17 protein-coding genes and 2 tRNA genes are annotated in these 18,460 nt (G+C 73.8%); 17 read left to right on the top strand and 2 right to left on the bottom strand.

The genetic code is table 11. The annotated features are described in order from the left end of the window. The 12 genes from K8Z61_RS00790 (at nt 1) to clpX (ending at nt 10,040) form a co-directional block, all read left to right on the top strand. Nucleotides 1–888 (top strand): alpha/beta hydrolase, encoded by an 888-nt coding sequence (locus tag K8Z61_RS00790; protein WP_224126171.1) that lies wholly within the window; start codon nt 1–3, stop codon nt 886–888. A 55-nt stretch (nt 889–943) separates the two neighbouring features. Then, nucleotides 944–1,453 carry a ribose-5-phosphate isomerase gene (locus tag K8Z61_RS00795; protein ID WP_224126172.1) on the top strand — a complete coding sequence of 170 codons (510 nt, stop codon included), beginning with the start codon at nt 944–946 and terminating at the stop codon, nt 1,451–1,453. A gap of 7 nt (nt 1,454–1,460) precedes the next feature. Then, on the top strand, nt 1,461–2,291 hold the full coding sequence (locus K8Z61_RS00800) for a DNA-formamidopyrimidine glycosylase family protein (protein ID WP_224126173.1): 831 nt from the start codon (nt 1,461–1,463) through the stop codon (nt 2,289–2,291). Between the two features lie 5 nt (nt 2,292–2,296). Then, nucleotides 2,297–3,328 carry a PP2C family protein-serine/threonine phosphatase gene (locus K8Z61_RS00805; protein WP_224126174.1) on the top strand — a complete coding sequence of 344 codons (1,032 nt, stop codon included), beginning with the start codon at nt 2,297–2,299 and terminating at the stop codon, nt 3,326–3,328. Nucleotides 3,329–3,427: 99 nt separating this feature from the next. Continuing rightward, nucleotides 3,428–3,501: transfer RNA gene (locus K8Z61_RS00810), tRNA-Gly, on the top strand. Nucleotides 3,502–3,566: 65 nt separating this feature from the next. Then, a tRNA-Pro gene (locus tag K8Z61_RS00815) sits at nt 3,567–3,639 on the top strand. A gap of 216 nt (nt 3,640–3,855) precedes the next feature. Continuing rightward, the gene (gene tig, locus K8Z61_RS00820; RefSeq protein WP_224126175.1) at nt 3,856–5,316 is read left to right on the top strand and encodes a trigger factor; all 1,461 of its coding nucleotides are present in this window, start codon (nt 3,856–3,858) and stop codon (nt 5,314–5,316) included. A gap of 202 nt (nt 5,317–5,518) precedes the next feature. Continuing rightward, entirely contained in the window at nt 5,519–6,697 is a 1,179-nt protein-coding gene (locus K8Z61_RS00825; RefSeq protein WP_224126176.1) for a triacylglycerol lipase, read from the top strand. Beyond that, nucleotides 6,694–7,173: an SRPBCC family protein gene (locus K8Z61_RS00830; protein ID WP_224126177.1), complete on the top strand. Its 480-nt coding sequence runs from the start codon at nt 6,694–6,696 to the stop codon at nt 7,171–7,173. The genes K8Z61_RS00825 and K8Z61_RS00830 overlap by 4 nt, the downstream gene beginning before the upstream one ends. A gap of 187 nt (nt 7,174–7,360) precedes the next feature. Then, nucleotides 7,361–7,963 (top strand): ATP-dependent Clp protease proteolytic subunit, encoded by a 603-nt coding sequence (locus tag K8Z61_RS00835; RefSeq protein WP_224127556.1) that lies wholly within the window; start codon nt 7,361–7,363, stop codon nt 7,961–7,963. 11 nt (nt 7,964–7,974) lie between these two features. Then, on the top strand, nt 7,975–8,580 hold the full coding sequence (locus K8Z61_RS00840) for an ATP-dependent Clp protease proteolytic subunit (RefSeq protein WP_224126178.1): 606 nt from the start codon (nt 7,975–7,977) through the stop codon (nt 8,578–8,580). Nucleotides 8,581–8,756: 176 nt separating this feature from the next. Beyond that, nucleotides 8,757–10,040: an ATP-dependent Clp protease ATP-binding subunit ClpX gene (gene clpX, locus K8Z61_RS00845; RefSeq protein ID WP_224126179.1), complete on the top strand. Its 1,284-nt coding sequence runs from the start codon at nt 8,757–8,759 to the stop codon at nt 10,038–10,040. A 106-nt stretch (nt 10,041–10,146) separates the two neighbouring features. On the opposite strand, the gene valS is transcribed toward clpX, so the two are convergent. Next, nucleotides 10,147–12,780 (bottom strand): valine--tRNA ligase, encoded by a 2,634-nt coding sequence (gene valS, locus K8Z61_RS00850; RefSeq protein WP_224126180.1) that lies wholly within the window; start codon nt 12,778–12,780, stop codon nt 10,147–10,149. 73 nt (nt 12,781–12,853) lie between these two features. On the opposite strand from valS, the gene K8Z61_RS00855 reads away from it, so the two are divergent. The 3 genes from K8Z61_RS00855 to K8Z61_RS00865 are packed head-to-tail and all read left to right on the top strand — an operon-like array spanning nt 12,854 to nt 15,700. Continuing rightward, complete coding sequence (locus K8Z61_RS00855) at nt 12,854–13,738, top strand: GNAT family N-acetyltransferase (protein ID WP_224126181.1); 885 nt, start codon at nt 12,854–12,856, stop codon at nt 13,736–13,738. A gap of 55 nt (nt 13,739–13,793) precedes the next feature. Beyond that, entirely contained in the window at nt 13,794–15,275 is a 1,482-nt protein-coding gene (locus K8Z61_RS00860) for a folylpolyglutamate synthase/dihydrofolate synthase family protein (RefSeq protein ID WP_224126182.1), read from the top strand. Then, nucleotides 15,272–15,700: a DUF4233 domain-containing protein gene (locus tag K8Z61_RS00865; protein WP_224126183.1), complete on the top strand. Its 429-nt coding sequence runs from the start codon at nt 15,272–15,274 to the stop codon at nt 15,698–15,700. Before K8Z61_RS00860 ends, K8Z61_RS00865 begins: the two co-directional genes overlap by 4 nt. A 25-nt stretch (nt 15,701–15,725) precedes the next feature. Here the strand turns inward: K8Z61_RS00865 and K8Z61_RS00870 are convergent, their stop codons facing one another. Beyond that, nucleotides 15,726–17,003 carry a PLP-dependent aminotransferase family protein gene (locus K8Z61_RS00870; protein WP_308116723.1) on the bottom strand — a complete coding sequence of 426 codons (1,278 nt, stop codon included), beginning with the start codon at nt 17,001–17,003 and terminating at the stop codon, nt 15,726–15,728. 112 nt (nt 17,004–17,115) lie between these two features. On the opposite strand from K8Z61_RS00870, the gene K8Z61_RS00875 reads away from it, so the two are divergent. Next, a complete protein-coding gene (locus K8Z61_RS00875) occupies nt 17,116–17,808 on the top strand; it encodes a pyridoxamine 5'-phosphate oxidase family protein (protein ID WP_374227893.1) in 693 nt (230 codons plus the stop codon). Nucleotides 17,809–17,817: 9 nt separating this feature from the next. Further along, a complete protein-coding gene (gene ndk, locus K8Z61_RS00880; RefSeq protein WP_224126186.1) occupies nt 17,818–18,225 on the top strand; it encodes a nucleoside-diphosphate kinase in 408 nt (135 codons plus the stop codon). The last annotated feature ends 235 nt before the right edge of the window (nt 18,226–18,460 follow it).

The following is an 18,460-nucleotide window of genomic DNA, read 5'->3' on the forward strand; positions in this document are numbered from 1 at the left end:
GTGCTGCATCCCGAGGCCCGGCGGGCGATCGAGCTCGCGGAGGGTGAGCCCCAGGTCTTCGAGCCGGGCTTCGACGTCGCGGCGTCGCGGCGCGCCGCCCGCGAGGTCGCGGCCGCGCAGCCGCGCGAGGACGTCGCGGAGGTCCTCGACGTCGACGCCGACGGCGTGCGCTGCCGCCTGTACCGGCCCGACCACGCGCGGCCGGGCGTCGTCCTGCACCTGCACGGCGGCGGCTTCGTGTTCCACGACGTCGACGTGCACGACGCGATCGCCCGGCGACTCGCCAACCGGGCCCGCCGCGCCGTGCTCAGCGTCGACTACCGGCGTCCGCCCGAGCACCGGTTCCCCGCGGCCCCCGACGACGTCGACGCGGTGCTGCGCTGGCTCGAGCGCGAGGGCCCGGCGCACGACCTGCACGGCCCGGTGATGGCCCACGGCGACAGCGCCGGCGGCAACCTGGCGCTCGTCGCGGCGCTGCGCAACCCCGGCCGGTTCGCGGCCCTCGTGCTGATCTACCCGTTCCTCGATCCCGACGCCGCCTTCGGCTCCTACGCCACCGAGACCCACGGCTTCGACCCCCGCGAGGCGGCCTGGTACTGGGAGCAGTACGCCGGCACCGAGGACGACCTCGCGCACCCGGACCTCGCGCCGCTGCGCTCGGACCGGCTCTTCACCCTGCCCCCGACGCTGGTCGTCACCGCCGAGCACGACCCGCTGCGCGACGAGGGGGAGGAGCTCGCCCGCCGCCTGGCCGAGCAGGGCGTCACGGTCGTGGCCACCCGCTACCTCGGCCAGATCCACGGCTTCTGGCGGCACACCGACGTGTTCACCGCCGCCGACCCCCTGCTGCTGCAGGTGGCGGGGTTCCTGGAGATCCACGCGGTCTGAGCGGCGCGCGAGCCCCGGACGCGGCGCGCCGGCGCCGGGCTGGGAGGATGACCGCATGCGCGTGCACCTCGGCTCCGACCATGCCGGACTCGACCTGAAGGACCACCTCGTCACCTGGCTGGCCGAGCACGGCTACGAGCCGGTCGACCACGGCCCCTTCGTCTACGACGCCCTCGACGACTACCCGGTCTTCTGCCTCCGCGCCGCCCGGGGCGTCGCCCAGGACCGCGAGGCCGGCCTGGACTCCCTCGGCGTCGTCATCGGCGGCTCGGGCAACGGCGAGCAGATGGCGGCCAACAAGGTCGCCGGCATCCGCTGCGCCCTGGTGTGGTCGGAGGAGACCGCCCGGCTGGCGCGCGAGCACAACGACGCGCAGGTCGTCTCGGTCGGGGGCCGCATGCACTCGCTCGAGGAGATGACCCGATTCGTCGAGCTCTTCCTCGTCGAGCCGTTCAGCGGCGACGAGCGGCACGTGCGGCGGATCGGCCAGATCCTCGACTACGAGCGCACCGGCGAGCCGCCCGCCCTGCCGGAGTCGGCCGTCGGGCTCGGTCCCGACGCCTGAGGCCGCCGTGCCCGAGGGCCACACCCTCCGTCGGCTCGCACTCGACCTCGACGCCGCGTTCGCCGGCGACCGCGTCGCCGTCTCCAGTCCCCAGGGGCGCTTCGCCGCCGAGGCCGCGCAGCTCGACGGCGCGGTGCTCGTCGGCGCGGAGTCGGCCGGCAAGCACCTGTTCGTCGCGTTCGAGGGCGAGCGGCTCGTCCACGTGCACCTCGGCCTGATCGGCCGCTTCGACGTCGCCGACGGCCCGGCGCCCGCGCCCCAGGGAGCGGTGCGGCTGCGCCTCGTCGGCCCGCGGGCGCACGCCGACCTGCGCGGCGCCACGCGCTGCGACCTGGTGACGCCCGAGCGCCGCGACGCCGTCGTCGCCTCCCTGGGCGCCGACCCGCTGCGCGCGGACGCCGACCCCGATCGGGCCTGGGCGACGATCTCGCGCAGCCGCCGCAGCATCGGGGAGCTGCTGATGGACCAGGCCGTCGTCGCCGGCGTGGGCAACGTCTACCGCGCCGAGGTGCTGTTCCGGCAGCGGGTCGACCCGTTCCGTCCGGGCACGTCCCTGCGCCGGGCGCAGTGGCAGGCGATCTGGGACGACCTGGTGGCGCTCATGCCCGAGGGCGTCGTCGCGAACCGGATCGACACCGTCCGGCCCGAGCACGCGCCCGAGGCCATGGGCCGCGAGCCGCGCGCGGACGACCACGGCGGCGAGGTCTACGTCTACCGCCGCGCCGGACAGCCCTGCCTGCTGTGCGGCACGACGGTGCGCACCGAGCCGATGGCGTCCCGCAACCTCTTCTGGTGCCCCCGGTGCCAGCGGCGGTGGCGCCCGCGTCCCGTACGCTGACATCGATGTCCGGACGTCGCCCGCCGCTCAGCGCCGCTGGCGCCGTGCTGGCCCTCGCCGGACTGGCGGTCGTCCTCGCCGTCGCGATCTCGCCGGTCGACGTCCCCTTCACCGCCCTGATGGTGCCGCTGCTGATCGGCAGCCTCCTGCTCAGCCCGCGCGAGCTGCCGTGGTTCGTGGCCTGGATGGCCGGGCTGCTCGCCGCCTCGCTGGCGCTGCAGCCCGACCTCACCGCACGCGTCGTCGGCGCCGCCGCGATCCAGGGGCTGATGCTGCTGATCGTGCTGGCCGTGGCGCGTCGACGCCTGCGGCTCGGCGTCGGCGGGCTGCGCGGGGAGTCGATGTTCGTCGACCTGCGCGATCGGCTGCTCGACCAGGGGCGGGTGCCGTCGCTGCCGCCGGACTGGTGCGTGGAGTCGGCGCTGCGCTCCGCCGGCGGCACCCCCTTCGCGGGCGACTTCGTCGTCTCCACCCGGCGCGCCGACGGCACGCTGGACGTCGTGCTGGTCGACGTCTCCGGCAAGGGCGAGGCCGCCGGCACCCGGGCGCTGCTGCTCTCGGGCGCCTTCGGCGGCCTGCTCGGCGCCCTGCCGGCCGACCGCTTCCTCGCCGCCGCCAACGAGTACCTGCTGAGCCTGGACTGGCCCGAGGGGTTCGCCAGCGCCGTGCACCTCACGCTGGATCCCGCCACGGGTGACGCGCTGGTGCGCAGCGCGGGCCACCCGCCCGCCGTCCACCGCTCGGCGGGGTCGGGCCGGTGGACGGTGCTGCCGGCCGAGGGCGCGGTGCTCGGGCTGATCCCGGGGGAGGGCTACGCCGCCGTGCCGCTGCGCCTCCAGCCCGGCGACGCCGTGCTGCTCTACACCGACGGCATGGTCGAGGCGCCCGGCCGCGACCTCGACCGCGGCCTCGACCGGCTGCTGGGCGGCGCCGAGCAGGTCGTCCGCGGCCACTGGCCCGGCGCGGCGCCGCGACTGGTCGAGCGGCTCGGCTCGGCCACCGACGACCGTGCGCTGGTCGTCGTCGCCCGGCTCTGACGGCAGGGGCGGTCGGCCTTTGCCGGACGGCGGTGCTCGTGTGGCACCATGAGCCCCGCGACGACGGGCGAGCCGGATCTCCGGCCCCGACGGCGGCACGCGGATGTAGCTCAATGGTAGAGCCCCAGTCTTCCAAACTGGCTACGCGGGTTCGATTCCCGTCATCCGCTCCAAGGTGGCCCTGACCTGCGGCTTCCCGCTCCTCGGGGCGTCGGCTGCGGGGCGTGGGCCGGCTTGGCGGGGCGTAGCGTAGTGGCTAGCGCGCCTGCTTTGGGAGCAGGAGACCGCAGGTTCGAGTCCTGTCGCCCCGACCCCTCGTCCGGGACTGCGGCCCCGCCCGTCCCGCGTCCCGCGCGCTCCGCCAGATTTCGGACGCATGTCGCCGCGTGGGTAGGCTGCCCCGAGGTCCCGCGCGCCGGACCGCCCCCTCCTCTGGTGGGGCCGTCCCCGTCCGCTGCCTCGCCGCCGCGGTCACGGCCCGGCGACGCACCACCACCCGAACCTCATTCGACCGTAGGAGAACGTCTGTGAAGAGCGCCGTCGAGACCTTGAGCCCGACCCGGGCCAAGCTCACCATCGAGGTGCCCTTCGAGGAGCTCAAGCCGAGCCTCGACGCGGCGTACAAGAAGATCGCGCAGCAGATCAACATCCCCGGCTTCCGTCGGGGCAAGGTCCCGCCGCAGATCATCGACCGGCAGGTCGGCCGCGGCGTCGTGCTCGACGAGGCGATCAACGACGTCCTCCCGAAGAAGTACGTCGAGGCGCTGCAGGCCAACGACCTCGAGCCGCTGGCGCAGCCCGAGATCGAGGTCACCCGCCTCGAGGACAACGACGTCGTCGAGTTCACCGCCGAGGTCGACGTCAAGCCCGAGTTCGAGCTGCCCGACTACGACGGCCTCGAGGCGCAGGTCGACGATCTGGCGGTCTCCGACGAGGAGGTCGACGAGCAGGTCAAGGCCCTGCGCGAGCGGTTCGCGACCCTCTCCGACGTCGAGCGCGCGGCCGCCGAGGACGACTTCGTCACCCTCGACCTCGTGGCCGTCCAGGACGGCGAGGTCGTGCCCGGCGCCGAGGTGTCCGGCATGAGCTACCAGGTCGGCCGCGGCGGCATGATCGACGGCCTCGACGAGGCCCTCGTCGGCATGTCCGCGGGCGAGGAGAAGACCTTCACCAGCCAGCTCGTGGGCGGCGACCTCGTCGGCCAGGACGTCGAGGTCCAGGTCAAGGTCACCGGCGTCCAGGAGCAGGAGCTCCCCGAGTTCGACGACGAGTTCGCCCAGCTGGCCTCGGAGTTCGACACCGCCGAGGAGTTCCGCGCCGACCTGCAGGAGCGGCTCGGCCGGGGCAAGCGCCTCGAGCAGGCCGCCGCCGCGCGCGACGCCGTCCTCGAGGTGCTCCTCGAGAAGGTCTCCATCCCGCTGCCGGAGTCGTTCGTCGCCGACGAGCTGAACTCGCGCCGCGAGAACATCGAGCAGCAGCTCTCCTACGCGGGCATCACCCTCGACAAGTACCTCGAGGACGAGGGCCAGACCCAGGAGGAGTTCGAGGCCGACCTCGAGCGCCGCGTCCGCGACGCCGTCGCCGCGCAGTTCATCCTCGACGCGGTCGCCAAGAAGGAGGAGTTCGGCGTCGACCAGAACGAGCTCTCCCAGCACCTCGTCCGCCGCGCCCAGCAGTCGGGCCAGGACCCGCAGGAGTTCGCGAACCACATGTTCGCGCACAACCACATCCCCGAGCTGGTGCAGGAGATCCTGCGCGGCAAGGCGCTCGCCCAGATCGTCGAGTCGGCCGTCGTCAAGGACGCCTCCGGCAACGTCGTCGAGCTGAAGAACCTGCGTCCCGACGGCAGCATCGGCGAGCCCGGCGACGACATCGACGTCCTCGAGGTCGACGCCCCCGCCGACGAGGCCGACGAGGCCGCCGCTGCCCCCGCGTCGGAGGAGTCCGCCGCCGACGAGGCGCCGGAGTCGGAGAAGTCCGAGGCCTGAGCCACGGCTTCCGCGTCGCCCCCGTCGTGTCGGCGGGGGCGACGTGCGTTGCGGGGCGGGTTGAGCGCGACGACAGTTTCATCGGCTGACCGATGAAACTGTCGCTGGGACGATGAAGTTTCAGCGTGCAGGCGCCAGTTCCATCGGCTGACCGAGGAAACTTGAGTGTACGACTGTCCACTCAACCTGCTAGCCTCGCCCCATGACCACCTCCCCGGGCCCCAGCCTCCTCGACGCCGCCTCCCTCCTCTGCGAGGTGGCCGACGAGCTCGTGGTCCGCAGCGCCCGCGACACCCACCTGGCGATCCTCGAGCGCGTGCACGGCGTCGGTCGCGCGATCACCCGCACCCCGGCCGGCCCGACCGAGCGGATCCACCGGGGCATCGCCGGCGTGATCTACGGCGGACTCGGCGTCGGCCTGCGAGCGGCGTCGAAGGGCCTCGACCAGGCGGCCGCCACCGGCGCGGGGCCGCGACTCGAGGCGCGGGCCGAGGGCCGGTTCCTCACCGCGGCGGTCAACGGCCTGATCGGCGACCGCCTGCTGCGCGAGCGCCCGCAGATGGCGATCCCCCTGGCGGTGCGCCACCAGGGTGCCGACGTCTGGCCCGACCGCGACGGCCTCGCCGCGGCGTTCCCCGACGCCACGGGACGCGTGGTCGTCCTCCTCCACGGCCTGTGCGAGGACGAGTCGGCGTGGGGCCTGGGCCGCGAGCAGCGCGGCACGACCTACCCCGAGGCGCTGCGCGAGCTGGGGTGGACGCCCGTGCTGCTGCGCGCCAACACCGGCCTGCCGCTGCGCGAGAACGGCGTCGCGCTGACCGCGCTGCTGGGCGACGTCGTGGCGCACTGGCCCGTGCCGGTCACCCGCATCGCCCTGATCGGCCACTCGATGGGCGGGCTGATCATGCGGGCGGCGGCCGCCGTCGCCGCGGACGACCCGCGGGCCGGTGACCCGTGGACGTCGCTGGTCACCGATGTCGTCACCCTCGCGACCCCGCACCTCGGGGCGCCGCTGGCCACGCAGGTCGGCCACGGCAGCCGGGGCCTGGGCGTCCTGGAGGAGACCGCCGCGTTCAGCCGCATCCTCGAGCTGCGCTCGGCCGGCGTGCGCGACCTCGTCCACGGCCTCGCCGAGGACGTCCCGCCGCTGCCGCACGCCCGCTACCGCCTGGTCTCGGCCACGCTCACCCGCTCGGAGCGGCACCCGGTGGGCCACCTGCTCGGCGACCTGCTCGTGCGGCCGGCCTCCGCGAAGGGACGCGACCGCCGCGGCCGCACGCTCTTCCCCGAGGGCGACGTCCTCCGCGTCGGCGGCACGAACCACTTCGGCGTGCTCAACCACGTCGAGGTCGAGCGCGCTCTGCGAGACTGGCTGGCGTGACCTCCTCCGCCACGCGCGAGCTGCGCGTCGACGCCGTCGTCCCCGCCCCGCCGGCCGCCGTCTGGGCCGTCCTCACCGACCTGCGCCGCATGGGGGAGTGGAGCCCCGAGGTGGTCTCGATGCTGCCGCTCAAGCCGGGCGGCCTGCGCGTCGGGCAGTGGTACCTCGGCGTCAACCGCCGCAAGGCGTTCGTCTGGCCGACCCGCAGCGTCGTCGCCGAGCTCGAGCCCGAGCGCCGGCTCAGCTGGGACACCGTGTCGTCCGGCGCGCGCTGGATCTGGGAGCTGGAGCCGCACGCCGAGGGCACCCGGGTCGTCCACCGCCGCCCCGTGCCGCGCGGGGTGACGCTCGGCTCCCGCCTGGTCGCGCCGCTGTTCCTCGGCGGCAGCGAGGAGCACGCCGACGAGCTCGAGGCCGGCATGGCCACCACCGTGCGCCGCCTGGCGCGCGCGGTCGCCTCCGGCGCCCCGGCCTGACGTCGGCCCGCCCGAGCCGCCCGACGACGCCTGACCCGGCCGACCCGCCCGAGCCACCCGGCGACCGCTCCGGCGCGGGGCTTCCGCTGTCGGCGAACAGCACCCGATCCGCCTGGAACTGACGGCCCCACGGGCTAGGGTCGGCGACGTGAACCAGTACTCGAGCCCCTCGGCGTCCGGCCTCACCATGGGTGGCGGTGGCGGACTCAACGTCCTCGACGACCACATCTACAACCGACTGCTGCGCGAGCGCATCGTGTTCCTCGGCTCCGAGGTGCGCGACCAGAACGCCAACGCGATCTGCGCCCAGCTGCTGCTGCTCTCGGCCGAGGACCCCGAGGCCGACATCTTCCTGCACATCAACAGCCCGGGTGGCTCCGTCGACGCCGGCATGGCGATCTACGACACCATGAACTACATCCCCAACGACGTCGCCACCGTGGCCATGGGCCTCGCGGCCTCGATGGGCCAGTTCCTGCTGTGCGCCGGCGCGAAGGGCAAGCGCTACGCCCTCCCGCACGCGCGGATCATGATGCACCAGCCGTCGTCCGGGATGGGCGGCTCGGCCTCCGACATCAAGATCCAGGCCCAGCAGTCGCTGCACATCAAGAAGGTGCTGCTCGACCTCATCTCCGAGCACACCGGCCAGCCGATCGAGCAGGTCGTGGCCGACGCCGACCGCGACCGGTGGTTCACCGCCGACCAGGCCCTGGAGTACGGGCTGGTTGACCAGGTCATCACCAGCGCCCGCGAGGCCGTCGACTCCGGCCGTCCCGCCCACACGAACTGAAGGGCCCTGCCATGAACTACTACATCCCCCAGTGGGAGGAGCGGACGTCCTACGGCTTCCGCCGCATCGACCCCTACGCGAAGCTGTTCGAGGACCGCATCATCTACCTCGGCACGCCGATCTCCGACGACGTCGCCAACGCCGTCATCGCCCAGCTGCTGTGCCTGCAGTCGATGAACCCCGACCAGGACATCAGCATCTACATCAACTCCCCGGGCGGCTCGATCACCGCGCTCGCGGCGATCTACGACACCATCCAGTTCATCAAGCCCGACGTGCAGACGGTGTGCATCGGCCAGGCCGCGTCGGCGGCGGCGATCCTGCTGGGCGCCGGCGCGAAGGGCAAGCGGCTCGCGCTGCCCAACAGCCGCATCCTCATCCACCAGCCCTACACCGAGGGCACCTTCGGCCAGACCTCCGACATCGAGATCCAGGCCAACGAGATCCTGCGCATGCGCGAGATGCTCGAGCGGATGATCAGCCAGCACTCCGGCCGCGACATCGAGGAGGTCAGCCGCGACATCGAGCGCGACAAGATCCTCACCGCGCCGGAGGCCATCGAGTACGGTCTCATCGACTCGATCCTCGAGTCCCTCAAGACGCCGGCTCTGGTCTGATCCCGAGCGCCGTCCCCGACGCCGCGCCCCGTGCCCGCCCGACCTCCCGGCGACCCCGTGTCACCCTGGGGCGTGCGGCGCACGGGGAGTAGCGTCACCCGAGTTCGACCGGTTCCTACAGTGCGGTCCGCGACGGCCGATGAACCATCAGTCACACCCGAGATGGAGGAAGTCCCGTGGCACGCATCGGTGACGGCGGTGACCTGCTGAAGTGCTCCTTCTGCGGCAAATCGCAGAAGCAGGTCAAGAAGCTCATCGCAGGCCCTGGGGTCTACATCTGCGACGAGTGCATCGACCTGTGCAACGAGATCATCGAGGAGGAGCTCTCCGAGGGCACCGAGGTCGGTCTCGAGGAGCTGCCCAAGCCGCGCGAGATCTTCGAGTTCCTCAACTCCTACGTGATCGGCCAGGAGCAGGCCAAGAAGTCGCTCGCCGTCGCGGTCTACAACCACTACAAGCGCGTCCAGGCGGGCCTCCAGCCGATCTCCGGCAAGCACTCCAAGGAGGAGAGCGTCGAGGTCGCGAAGTCCAACATCCTGGTCATCGGGCCCACCGGCTGCGGCAAGACGTACCTGGCCCAGACCCTCGCCCGCATGCTCAACGTGCCGTTCGCGATCGCGGACGCCACCGCGCTCACCGAGGCCGGCTACGTCGGCGAGGACGTCGAGAACATCCTGCTCAAGCTGATCCAGGCCGCCGACTACGACGTCAAGAAGGCCGAGACCGGCATCATCTACATCGACGAGATCGACAAGGTGGCCCGCAAGGCCGAGAACCCGTCGATCACCCGCGACGTCTCCGGCGAGGGCGTCCAGCAGGCGCTGCTGAAGATCATCGAGGGCACCACCGCCTCGGTGCCGCCGCAGGGCGGCCGCAAGCACCCGCACCAGGAGTTCATCCAGATCGACACCACGAACATCCTGTTCATCGTGGGCGGGGCGTTCGCGGGGCTCGAGCACATCGTCGAGCAGCGGGTCGGCAAGAAGACCCTCGGGTTCACCGCCGAGGTGCGCGGCCAGGCCGAGCGCGAGGCCGACGACCTGCTCCAGCACGTGCGCCCCGAGGACCTCACCAAGTTCGGCCTGATCCCCGAGTTCATCGGCCGCCTCCCGCTGATCGCGAGCGTCAACAAGCTCGACCAGGCGGCGCTGGTGCAGATCCTCGTCGAGCCGCGCAACGCGCTCATCAAGCAGTACCAGAAGCTCTTCGAGCTCGACAGCGTCGACCTCGAGTTCGACGACGAGGCCATCGCCGCGATCGCCGACAAGGCGATGGAGCGGGGCACCGGCGCCCGCGGCCTGCGCGCGATCATCGAGGAGGTCCTCCTCCAGGTCATGTACGACGTGCCCTCCCGCGGCGACATCGCGAAGGTCGTCGTCACCGCCGGCTCCGTGGCCGGCTCCGAGGCGCCGACGCTGGTGCCGCGCGAGGCCGAGACCAAGAAGAAGAAATCCGCCTGAGCCGCGTCGTCCTCACCGCCTGACGGACGACGGGCACACGCGAAGGTCCCCGGGGGATCCCCCGGGGCCCTTCGGCGTCCGTCGGGCGGCTCCGCCGCCCCGGGCGTCAGCCCTCGGCCGGGGGCTCGGCCGCCGGCGCCAGCTCGGCCTCGACCCGCAGCTCGGTGAGCGCGTCGTCGACGACGAAGTCGAGCTCGCCGACGATCCGGCCGGTGCGTCGCAGGTCGTCGGCCGCCAGGCGCGCGCCGTCGATCAGCGCGGCCGGACCGGTGGCGGTGGCCCGCGTCAGCTCGGCCCGCATCGACGCCTTGGCCTGGGACTTCGCCCCGCGCAGCCCGGCCAGGGCGGCGGCGACGCCGTCGAGCGCGGTCGGATCGGCAGCCGCCGCCGATCCGAGGTCGAGCTCGGTGGGCCACGACGCGTGGTGCACCGAGCCCTCCTGCCACCACGACCAGACCTCCTCGGTGACGTAGGGCAGGAACGGGGCGAGCAGGCGCAGCTGCGCGTGCAGCGCGATCGCGAGCGTCGCCTTGGCCGACGCGGTGGCCGCCCCGCCGTCGGCGTCGTACGCGCGCTCCTTGACCAGCTCGAGGTAGTCGTCGCAGAACTCCCAGAAGAACCGCTCGGCGACCTCGAGCGCGGTGGTGTAGTCGTAGGCCTCGAAGGCGGTCGTCGCGCGGCGGATGACCAGCGCGAGCCGGGCGAGCAGGGCGCAGTCGACCGGCTCGGAGACCTCGAAGGCGTTCGTGGCGGTGGCACCGACGCCCCCGAGCACGAACTTCGAGGCGTTGAGCACCTTCATCGCCAGCCGGCGTCCGACCTTCATCTGCGACTCGTCGAAGGGGGAGTCCAGCCCGGGGCGCGCCATCGCGGCGCGCCAGCGCACGGCGTCCGCGCCGAACCTGTCGAGGATCTCGGTGGGCACGACGACGTTGCCCTTCGACTTCGACATCTTCTTGCGGTCGGGGTCGACGACGAAGCCCGAGAGCATCGTGGTGTGCCAGGGCGCGACGCCGTTCTCGAAGTGGGAGCGGACGACGCGCGAGAACAGCCAGGTGCGGATGATGTCGTGCGCCTGCGTGCACAGGTCCATCGGGAAGACCCGCTGCCACAGGTCGTCGTCGGACTCCCACCCGCCCGCGATGTGCGGCGTGAGCGACGAGGTGGCCCAGGTGTCCATGACGTCGGGGTCGCCGATGAAGCCGCCCGGCGCGCCGCGCTGGGCCTCGTCGTACCCGCGCGGGGCGTCGGTGGACGGGTCGACCGGCAGCTCGGCCTCGGTGGGCAACAGCGGGTGGGCGTAGTCGGGCTCGCCCTCGGCGTCGAGCGGGTACCAGACCGGGAACGGGATGCCGAAGAACCGCTGACGCGAGATCAGCCAGTCGCCGTTGAGACCGCCGACCCAGTTGTCGTAGCGGTGCGACATGTGCTCGGGGACCCAGGTGAGCTCGCGGCCTCGGGCCAGCAGCTCGTCGCGCAGGTGGGCGTCGCGCCCGCCGTTGCGGACGTACCACTGGCGGGTGGCGACGATCTCGAGCGGCTTGTCGCCCTTCTCGTAGAAGTTCGCCATGCGCTGGGTGGGCTTCGGCTCGCCGTCGAGGTCGCCGGTCTCGCGCAGCATCGCGACCATCTCCTCGCGTGCGGAGAAGGCGGTCTTGCCGGCGAGCCGCTCGTAGGCGGTGGCGGCCCGCTCGGAGGCGGCGAGCCACTCGGGCGTCTCGCGGGTGAGCCGTCCGTCGCGGCCGACGACCGTGCGCACCGGCAGCTGCAGCTCGCGCCACCACTGGACGTCGGTGAGGTCGCCGAAGGTGCAGCACATCGCGATGCCCGCGCCCTTGTCCATCTCGGCGGCCGGGTGGGCGAGCACCGGCACCTCGACGCCGAAGACCGGGCTGGTGACGGTGGTGCCGAAGAGCGGCTGGTAGCGCTCGTCGTCGGGGTGCGCGATGAGCGCCACGACGCTGGGGATCAGCTCGGGACGGGTCGTCTCGATGTGCACCGGGGTGCCGTCGGGACGGTGGTAGGCCACCCGGTGGTAGGCGCCGGCGTACTCGCGCGCCTCGAGCTCGGCCTGCGCGACGGCGGTCTGGAACGTGACGTCCCAGAGCGTCGGCGCCTCCTGCAGGTAGGCCTCGCCGCGGGCGAGGTTGCGCAGGAACGCGCGCTGGCTGACGACCTGGGCGCTGCGGCCGATCGTGGTGTAGGTGGTGTCCCAGTCGACGCTGAGGCCGAGGGTGCGCCACAGCGACTCGAAGACCTGCTCGTCCTGCTCGACCAGCCGCTCGCAGAGGGCGACGAAGTTGGGACGGCTGATCGGGATCTGCCGCTTGGGGTCCGGCTTCTCCGGCGGGGTGAAGTCGGGGTCGTAGGGCAGCGAGGGGTCGCACCGCACGCCGAAGTAGTTCTGGACGCGGCGCTCGGTGGGCAGGCCGTTGTCGTCCCAGCCCATCGGGTAGAAGACGGCCTTGCCGCGCATGCGCTGGAAGCGCGCGACGACGTCGGTGTGGGTGTAGGAGAAGACGTGGCCCACGTGCAGGCTGCCGCTGACGGTCGGCGGCGGGGTGTCGATGGAGTAGACGTTCTCGCGCGGCTGCGTGCGGTCGAAGGCGTAGGTGCCCTGCTCCTTCCAGCGGGCGGCCCAGCGCTCCTCGAGGCCCTCCAGCGCCGGCTTCTCCGGTACGACGACCGGGCGGGGCGCGCTCGGTGTCGTCTCGGGCGAAGGGGCCGTGGTCTCAGTCATGGCCGAATCCTAGGGAAGGGGCCGGGTCGCGACGAAAGCGCGGACGGGTGACGGGCACGGCTAGGTTGCCGTCATGACCTGGGACGTCGTGGTGCACGACGAGGCCGAGCCGGTGCTCGAGCAGGCCGGGGCGTGGCTGGCGGCGCGGCCGCTGACGGCCACCGTCGTGGCGACCGCGCTGGCCGGCTCGCTCGGCGTGCCGGCGCCGGAGCACCCGCGATGGTGGCTCCTGGTGCTCGAGGACGGCGAGGTGCGCGGCGTCGTCATGCGCACGGCGCCGTTCGCGCCGTACCCGATCTACGCCCTCGAGATCCCGGAGGTCGCCGTCCCGCTGGTCGCGGCGTGGTGCCGCGGGTCCGGCCAGGTGGCGCCGGTGGTGAACGGCGTGCTGCCGACCTCGCGGCTCCTCGCGCGGGCCCTCGCGCCGGCGGGCGTGGAGCCGACGCCGGTGGAGCGCCTCGCGCTTCTGCGTCTCGGGGGGCTCCGGACGCCGCCAGCGCCGCCGGGCGGGCTGCGCGCCGCCGGCGTCGACGACCTGGAGGTGCTCGTGCCGCTGCTGTGCCGCTTCCACGCCGAGGCCGACGCGCAGGCCGGACGGCCCGCCTCGGCGAGCCACGGCGCCGGCGGCGAGCTGACCCCGGCACAGGTCGCGTCCCTCGTGGTCGCCGACCGGGTGCGGGTGTGGGAGTCGGAGGGCCGGATCGTGCACGTCACGTGCTTCAACCCGCCGGCCCTGGGCGTCGCCCGGATCGGCCCCGTGCTCACCCCGCCGGAGCATCGCGGTCGCGGGTACGCCGCGGCGTCCGTGGCGGCCGTCGCCGTCGAGCTCGGCGGACGGGCCGCGGGCGTCGAGGTGTGCCTCTTCGCCGACGTCGAGAACCCGACGTCCACCGCGCTGTACCGGCGGATCGGCTTCGAGCCGGTCGCCGAGCTCGGCGCCTGGGGCTGGGAGGCCTGAGCGCCGTCGCCGCGACGGCGAGGCGTCATCCACGGCTCACTAGACTGGGGCCACCATGACCGACACCCCAGCCGCGGCCCCTGCCCGCCTCGCCCAGACGATCGAGGAGGTCGAGGACGCCCTGCTCTCGCGGTGGCCCGAGACCCGGCTGGAGCCGTCGCTGGACCGCATCGAGGCGTTCACCGAGCTGCTCGGCCGCCCGCAGGACGCGTACCCGGTCATCCACCTCACCGGCACCAACGGCAAGACGTCGACCTCGCGGATGATCGAGGCGCTCCTCGGCGCCCTCGACCTGCGGACGGGCCGGTTCACCAGCCCGCACCTCGAGCGGATCAACGAGCGCATCAGCGTCGACGGCGAGCCGCTGGACGACGAGGCGTTCGTCCGGGCGTTCAACGACGTCGCGCCCTACACGCACCTGGTCGACGAGGACCAGCCGCACCCGCTGTCGTTCTTCGAGACCGTCGTCGGCATGGCCTACGCGGCCTTCGCCGACGCGCCGGTCGAGGTCGCGGTGGTCGAGGTCGGCATGGGCGGCTCGTGGGACGCCACCAACGTGATGGACGCGCAGGTCGCGGTGGTGCTGCCGATCGCGATCGACCACGCGAGGTACCTGGGCGCCACGCCCGAGGCGATCGCGGTCGAGAAGGCCGGCATCGTCAAGCCGGGCTCGATCGCGGTGCTGGCCCAGCAGACGCCCGAGGTCGCCGCGGTGCTGCAGGCGCGCGCCGACGAGGTGGGCGCCCGCGTGGTGCGCGAGGGCCTGGACTTCGGCGTCGTCTCCCGGGCGCCGGCGGTCGGCGGCCAGGTCGTCACGCTGCAGGGGCTGCGCGGCCGCTACGAGGAGGTCTTCCTCGCCCTGCACGGCGCGCACCAGGCGCAGAACGCCGCGGTGGCGCTCGCGGCGGTGGAGGCGTTCGTCGGCGGCGACGAGCCGCTGGGCGACGACGTCGTGCGGCGCGCGTTCACCGAGGTCACCTCGCCCGGCCGGCTCGAGGTCGTGCGCCGCGGCCCGACCGTCGTGCTCGACGCCGCGCACAACCCCCACGGCGCCGAGGCGGCCGCGGCCGCGATCGAGGACGCCTTCCGGTTCTCCCCGCTCATCGGCGTCTTCGGCGTCATGGCCGACAAGGAGGCCGAGCCCCTGCTGGCCGCCTTCGAGCCGCACCTGGCGCACGTCGTCGTCACCCAGAACTCCACCGAGCGGGCGATGCCGGCCGAGGAGCTCGCCGCGATCGCCCGCGAGGTGTTCGGGGAGGACCGCGTCACCGTCGAGCCCCGCCTGCCCGACGCGTTGGACGTCGCGATGGCCCTGGCCGAGGCCGGCGAGGCGCTGGGCGACCCGATGGGCGCCGGCGCGGTGCTCGTCACCGGCTCGGTGGTGACGGCCGGTCAGGCGCGCACGCTGCTGGCCCGCCCGACGCCCGCGCGTCCCCGGCTCTCGCCCGCCCGCGACCTCGGTGACGGCAGCGACGACGGAGACCTCAGCGACCTCAGCGACCTCGGCGACGACAGCGGGAGGGGCCCCATCCGATGAGCGACGTCCTCGAGCCCGGCTCCGTGCCGGCCCCCGACGACCCCGAGCGCACGAAGTCGCCCAAGCGCAGCATGGCCGCGGCCGTGCTGTCGCTGGAGGCCATCACCCTCGGGCTCACCACGCCGGTGCTGATCTCGGTGGCCGACGTGAACGTCGGACTCTCCCTGCTGCTCGGCCTCGGGCTCGCGGTGCTGTGCCTGGTGGCGGCGGGACGGCTCAGCCGGCCGTGGGCCTACGGCCTGGGCTGGGCCATCCAGCTGGCGGCGATCGCGCTCGGACTGCTCATCGGCCTGATGGTCGTGCTCGGCGGCATCTTCGCGCTGCTGTGGTGGGGGGCGCTGCACCTCGGCACGCGCATCGAGCGGGAGCGGGCGGCCGCGTTCGCGGCCTACGACGCCGCCCAGGCGGCGCGCGGCGAGGGCTGACCCCGACTGCTGACCCCCGCGGCTCTCACGAGCCCGCGGACACCGCCGACGCGATCGCCTCGAGCGCGGCGTCCAGCTGGGCGTCGGTGCAGCCACCGAAGCCGAGCACCAGGCCGTGTCGGGGGCGGGAGCGGGCGTAGTCGGACAGCGGCGGGATCTCCAGGCCGGCGCGGGCGGCGGCGGCGCGGGCCGCGTCGGCCGTGGCCTCGTCCAGCCCGACGCACACGTACATGCCGGCAGCCGATCCCGGCCCCACCAGCGGGCCGAGGGCCTGCGCGACCCGGGACGCCCGCTCGGCGTAGACCCGGCGGGCGGCCCGGACGACGCGGTCGACGTACCCGTCGCGGAGCAGGACGAGCATGGCGCGCTGCACCGGCCAGGACGCGACCTCGTGCGTCCGGGCCCGATGGTGGTCGCGCGGCTCCTGCAGCCCGGCCGGGACGACGAGCCAGCCGAGCCGCAGGCTCGGGGCCACCGACTTGCTGGCCGTGCCGAGGTAGGCGACCCGGGCGGGGTCCAGCGTCGTCAGGGCCGGGATCGGCGCGACGTCGTAGCGGAGCTCGGAGTCGTAGTCGTCCTCGACGACCAGGGTGTCCGCGCGGCGAGCGGCCTCCAGCAGCGCCAGACGGTGCGCCCCGGGCATGGGCGGACCGAGCGGGTGCTGGTGGGCCGGCGTCACGTACGCCGCGGCGCAGCCGTCGAGCTCGCGGACGGGCTCGAGGGCCGGCAGGTCGCGGACCCGTCGCCCGCTGGCCCGCACCACGGCGACGGCCGCGCGGTAGCCGGGGTCCTCGACGCCCACCGCCCCGGGCCCCAAGGCGGCGAGCACGTGGCGCAGGCCGTCGGTGGTGCCGGCGGTGATGCGGACGTCGTCCGGGTCGACCTCGAGCCCCCGGGTGCGCGCCAGCCGTTCGGCGACCGCCGCCCGCAGGGCCGGCAGGCCGCGGGCGTCGTCGTAGCCCCGCGGCGGCTCGGACGCGGCCACCTCCCGCCAGGCGCGCCGCCACAGGGCGACGTGCCGCGGGTCGATCCACGGCGTGCCGGCGTCCAGGCGCACGAGCGGGCTCGCGTCGACGCGTGGCGGCGGGGTCCGTCGGGGCGCGGCGACCCGGCCCGAGGCGGCCACGAACGTGCCCGCGCCGCAGCGGCCCTCGAGCCAGCCCTCGGCGACGAGCTGGGCGAAGGCCTGCTCGGTGACGGTCCGGGCGACGCCGAGCTCGGCCGCGAGCGCCCGCGAGCTCGGCAGCCGGTCGCCGCGGACCAGGACGCCCCGCGTCACGAGGGTCCGGATGCGGTCGGCCACCTGGGAGCCGAGGGGTGTGGAGGAGGAGCGGTCGAGGACGATCGGCAGCGTCGAATGGCCTGTCGAGATCGGGTCGGATTGGCTCGTGCCCACAGGCCAAGCGTGACCGAGGATGGCACCCGTGACCACCCTGCCCCTGCAGCCCACGCCCCGCACCACCGTCGTCCGGGGCCGCCACCGTGCCGTCGAGGAGCGCGCGGCCCTGCACGCGCTGCTGGCCGAGGCCCTCGTCGCGCACGTCGGCGTCGTCGTCGGCGACCACGCCGTCGTCCTGCCCTCGGCGTTCGGCGTCGACCCGGACGGGCCGGACGAGGGGGGAACCCTCTACCTGCACGGCTCGGTCGCCGCGCGCTGGCTGACGGCGGCCGTCGGGGCCACGGTGTGCGTCACCGTCACCGAGCTCGACGGACTGGTCGCCGCCCGCTCCGGCTTCCACCACTCGATGAACTACCGCTCGGGCGTGGTGATCGGCGTCGCGCGGGAGGTCCTCGACCCCGACGAGCGGGCGCGGGCGCTCGACCTCGTCGTCGACCAGATGGTGCCCGGCCGCAGCGCGACGCTGCGTCCGCCGACCCGCAAGGAGCTCGCCGCCACCGCGGTGCTGGCGGTGCCGCTGGTCGAGGCCTCGCTCAAGGTCCGCTCCGGCGACCCCGTCGACGACGAGGCGGACGTCGAGGGCGGCCTGTGGGCCGGCGTCGTCCCGGTGCGGCGCGTCCTGGACGCGCCGCTCACCGCGGCCGACGCGGGCGGCGTCCCGGTGCCGCCCGACGTACGCGCCCGCGCAGCGGGGGAGCGGCCTCAGTAGGGTGCGGGCATGACCCAGCGCACCCTGGTCCTGCTCAAGCCCGACGCCGTGCGACGCGGCCTGGTCGGCGAGATCCTCTCCCGCTACGAGGCCAAGGGCCTGCGCGTCGTGGCCCTCGAGCAGCGCACCATCGACGCCGCCCAGGCCGACGCCCACTACGCCGAGCACGTCGAGCGCGACTTCTACCCGCCCCTGCGCACGTTCGTCACCAGCGGCCCGCTCGTCGCCCTGGTGCTCGAGGGCGACGAGGTGATCGAGGTCGTCCGCGCCCTCAACGGCGCCACCGACGGCCGCAAGGCCGCCCCCGGCACCATCCGCGGCGATCTCTCGCTCTCGAACCGCGAGAACCTCGTCCACGGCTCGGACTCCCCGGAGTCGGCCGAGCGCGAGATCGCGCTGTGGTTCCCCTCGCTCTGACGCTCTGACCCGGCTTCGCAGCCGGCTGATCTCCGGCTCCGCGGGCCGTCGACCGGTGGTGCGGCGGCCCGTCCGTCGTCCTCGCGCCTGAAACTGGCGCTTGCACGGTGAAGCTTCAGCGTGCAAGCGCCAGTTTCATCGGTCAGCCGATGAAACTGTCTCCGACCGCCACACCCGTCACATCCTCACCACCGACACCACCAGCCCCGGCGCGCCTGCGCCGATCGGGCCGCCG

Source organism: Nocardioides sp. TRM66260-LWL (assembly GCF_020075545.1).
Taxonomy (GTDB): Bacteria; Actinomycetota; Actinomycetes; order Propionibacteriales; family Nocardioidaceae; genus Nocardioides.

Excerpts from the sequence above, each read along its gene's own strand:
- K8Z61_RS00795 (WP_224126172.1), top strand. The coding sequence starts at position 944 with ATGCGCGTGCACCTCGGCTCCGACCATGCCGGACTCGACCTGAAGGAC.
- K8Z61_RS00805 (WP_224126174.1), top strand. The coding sequence starts at position 2,297 with ATGTCCGGACGTCGCCCGCCGCTCAGCGCCGCTGGCGCCGTGCTGGCC.
- K8Z61_RS00825 (WP_224126176.1), top strand. The coding sequence starts at position 5,519 with ATGACCACCTCCCCGGGCCCCAGCCTCCTCGACGCCGCCTCCCTCCTC.
- K8Z61_RS00835 (WP_224127556.1), top strand. The coding sequence starts at position 7,361 with ATGGGTGGCGGTGGCGGACTCAACGTCCTCGACGACCACATCTACAAC.
- K8Z61_RS00840 (WP_224126178.1), top strand. The coding sequence starts at position 7,975 with ATGAACTACTACATCCCCCAGTGGGAGGAGCGGACGTCCTACGGCTTC.
- valS (WP_224126180.1), bottom strand. The coding sequence starts at position 12,780 with ATGACTGAGACCACGGCCCCTTCGCCCGAGACGACACCGAGCGCGCCC.
- K8Z61_RS00855 (WP_224126181.1), top strand. The coding sequence starts at position 12,854 with ATGACCTGGGACGTCGTGGTGCACGACGAGGCCGAGCCGGTGCTCGAG.
- K8Z61_RS00860 (WP_224126182.1), top strand. The coding sequence starts at position 13,794 with ATGACCGACACCCCAGCCGCGGCCCCTGCCCGCCTCGCCCAGACGATC.
- K8Z61_RS00865 (WP_224126183.1), top strand. The coding sequence starts at position 15,272 with ATGAGCGACGTCCTCGAGCCCGGCTCCGTGCCGGCCCCCGACGACCCC.
- K8Z61_RS00875 (WP_374227893.1), top strand. The coding sequence starts at position 17,116 with ATGGCACCCGTGACCACCCTGCCCCTGCAGCCCACGCCCCGCACCACC.
- ndk (WP_224126186.1), top strand. The coding sequence starts at position 17,818 with ATGACCCAGCGCACCCTGGTCCTGCTCAAGCCCGACGCCGTGCGACGC.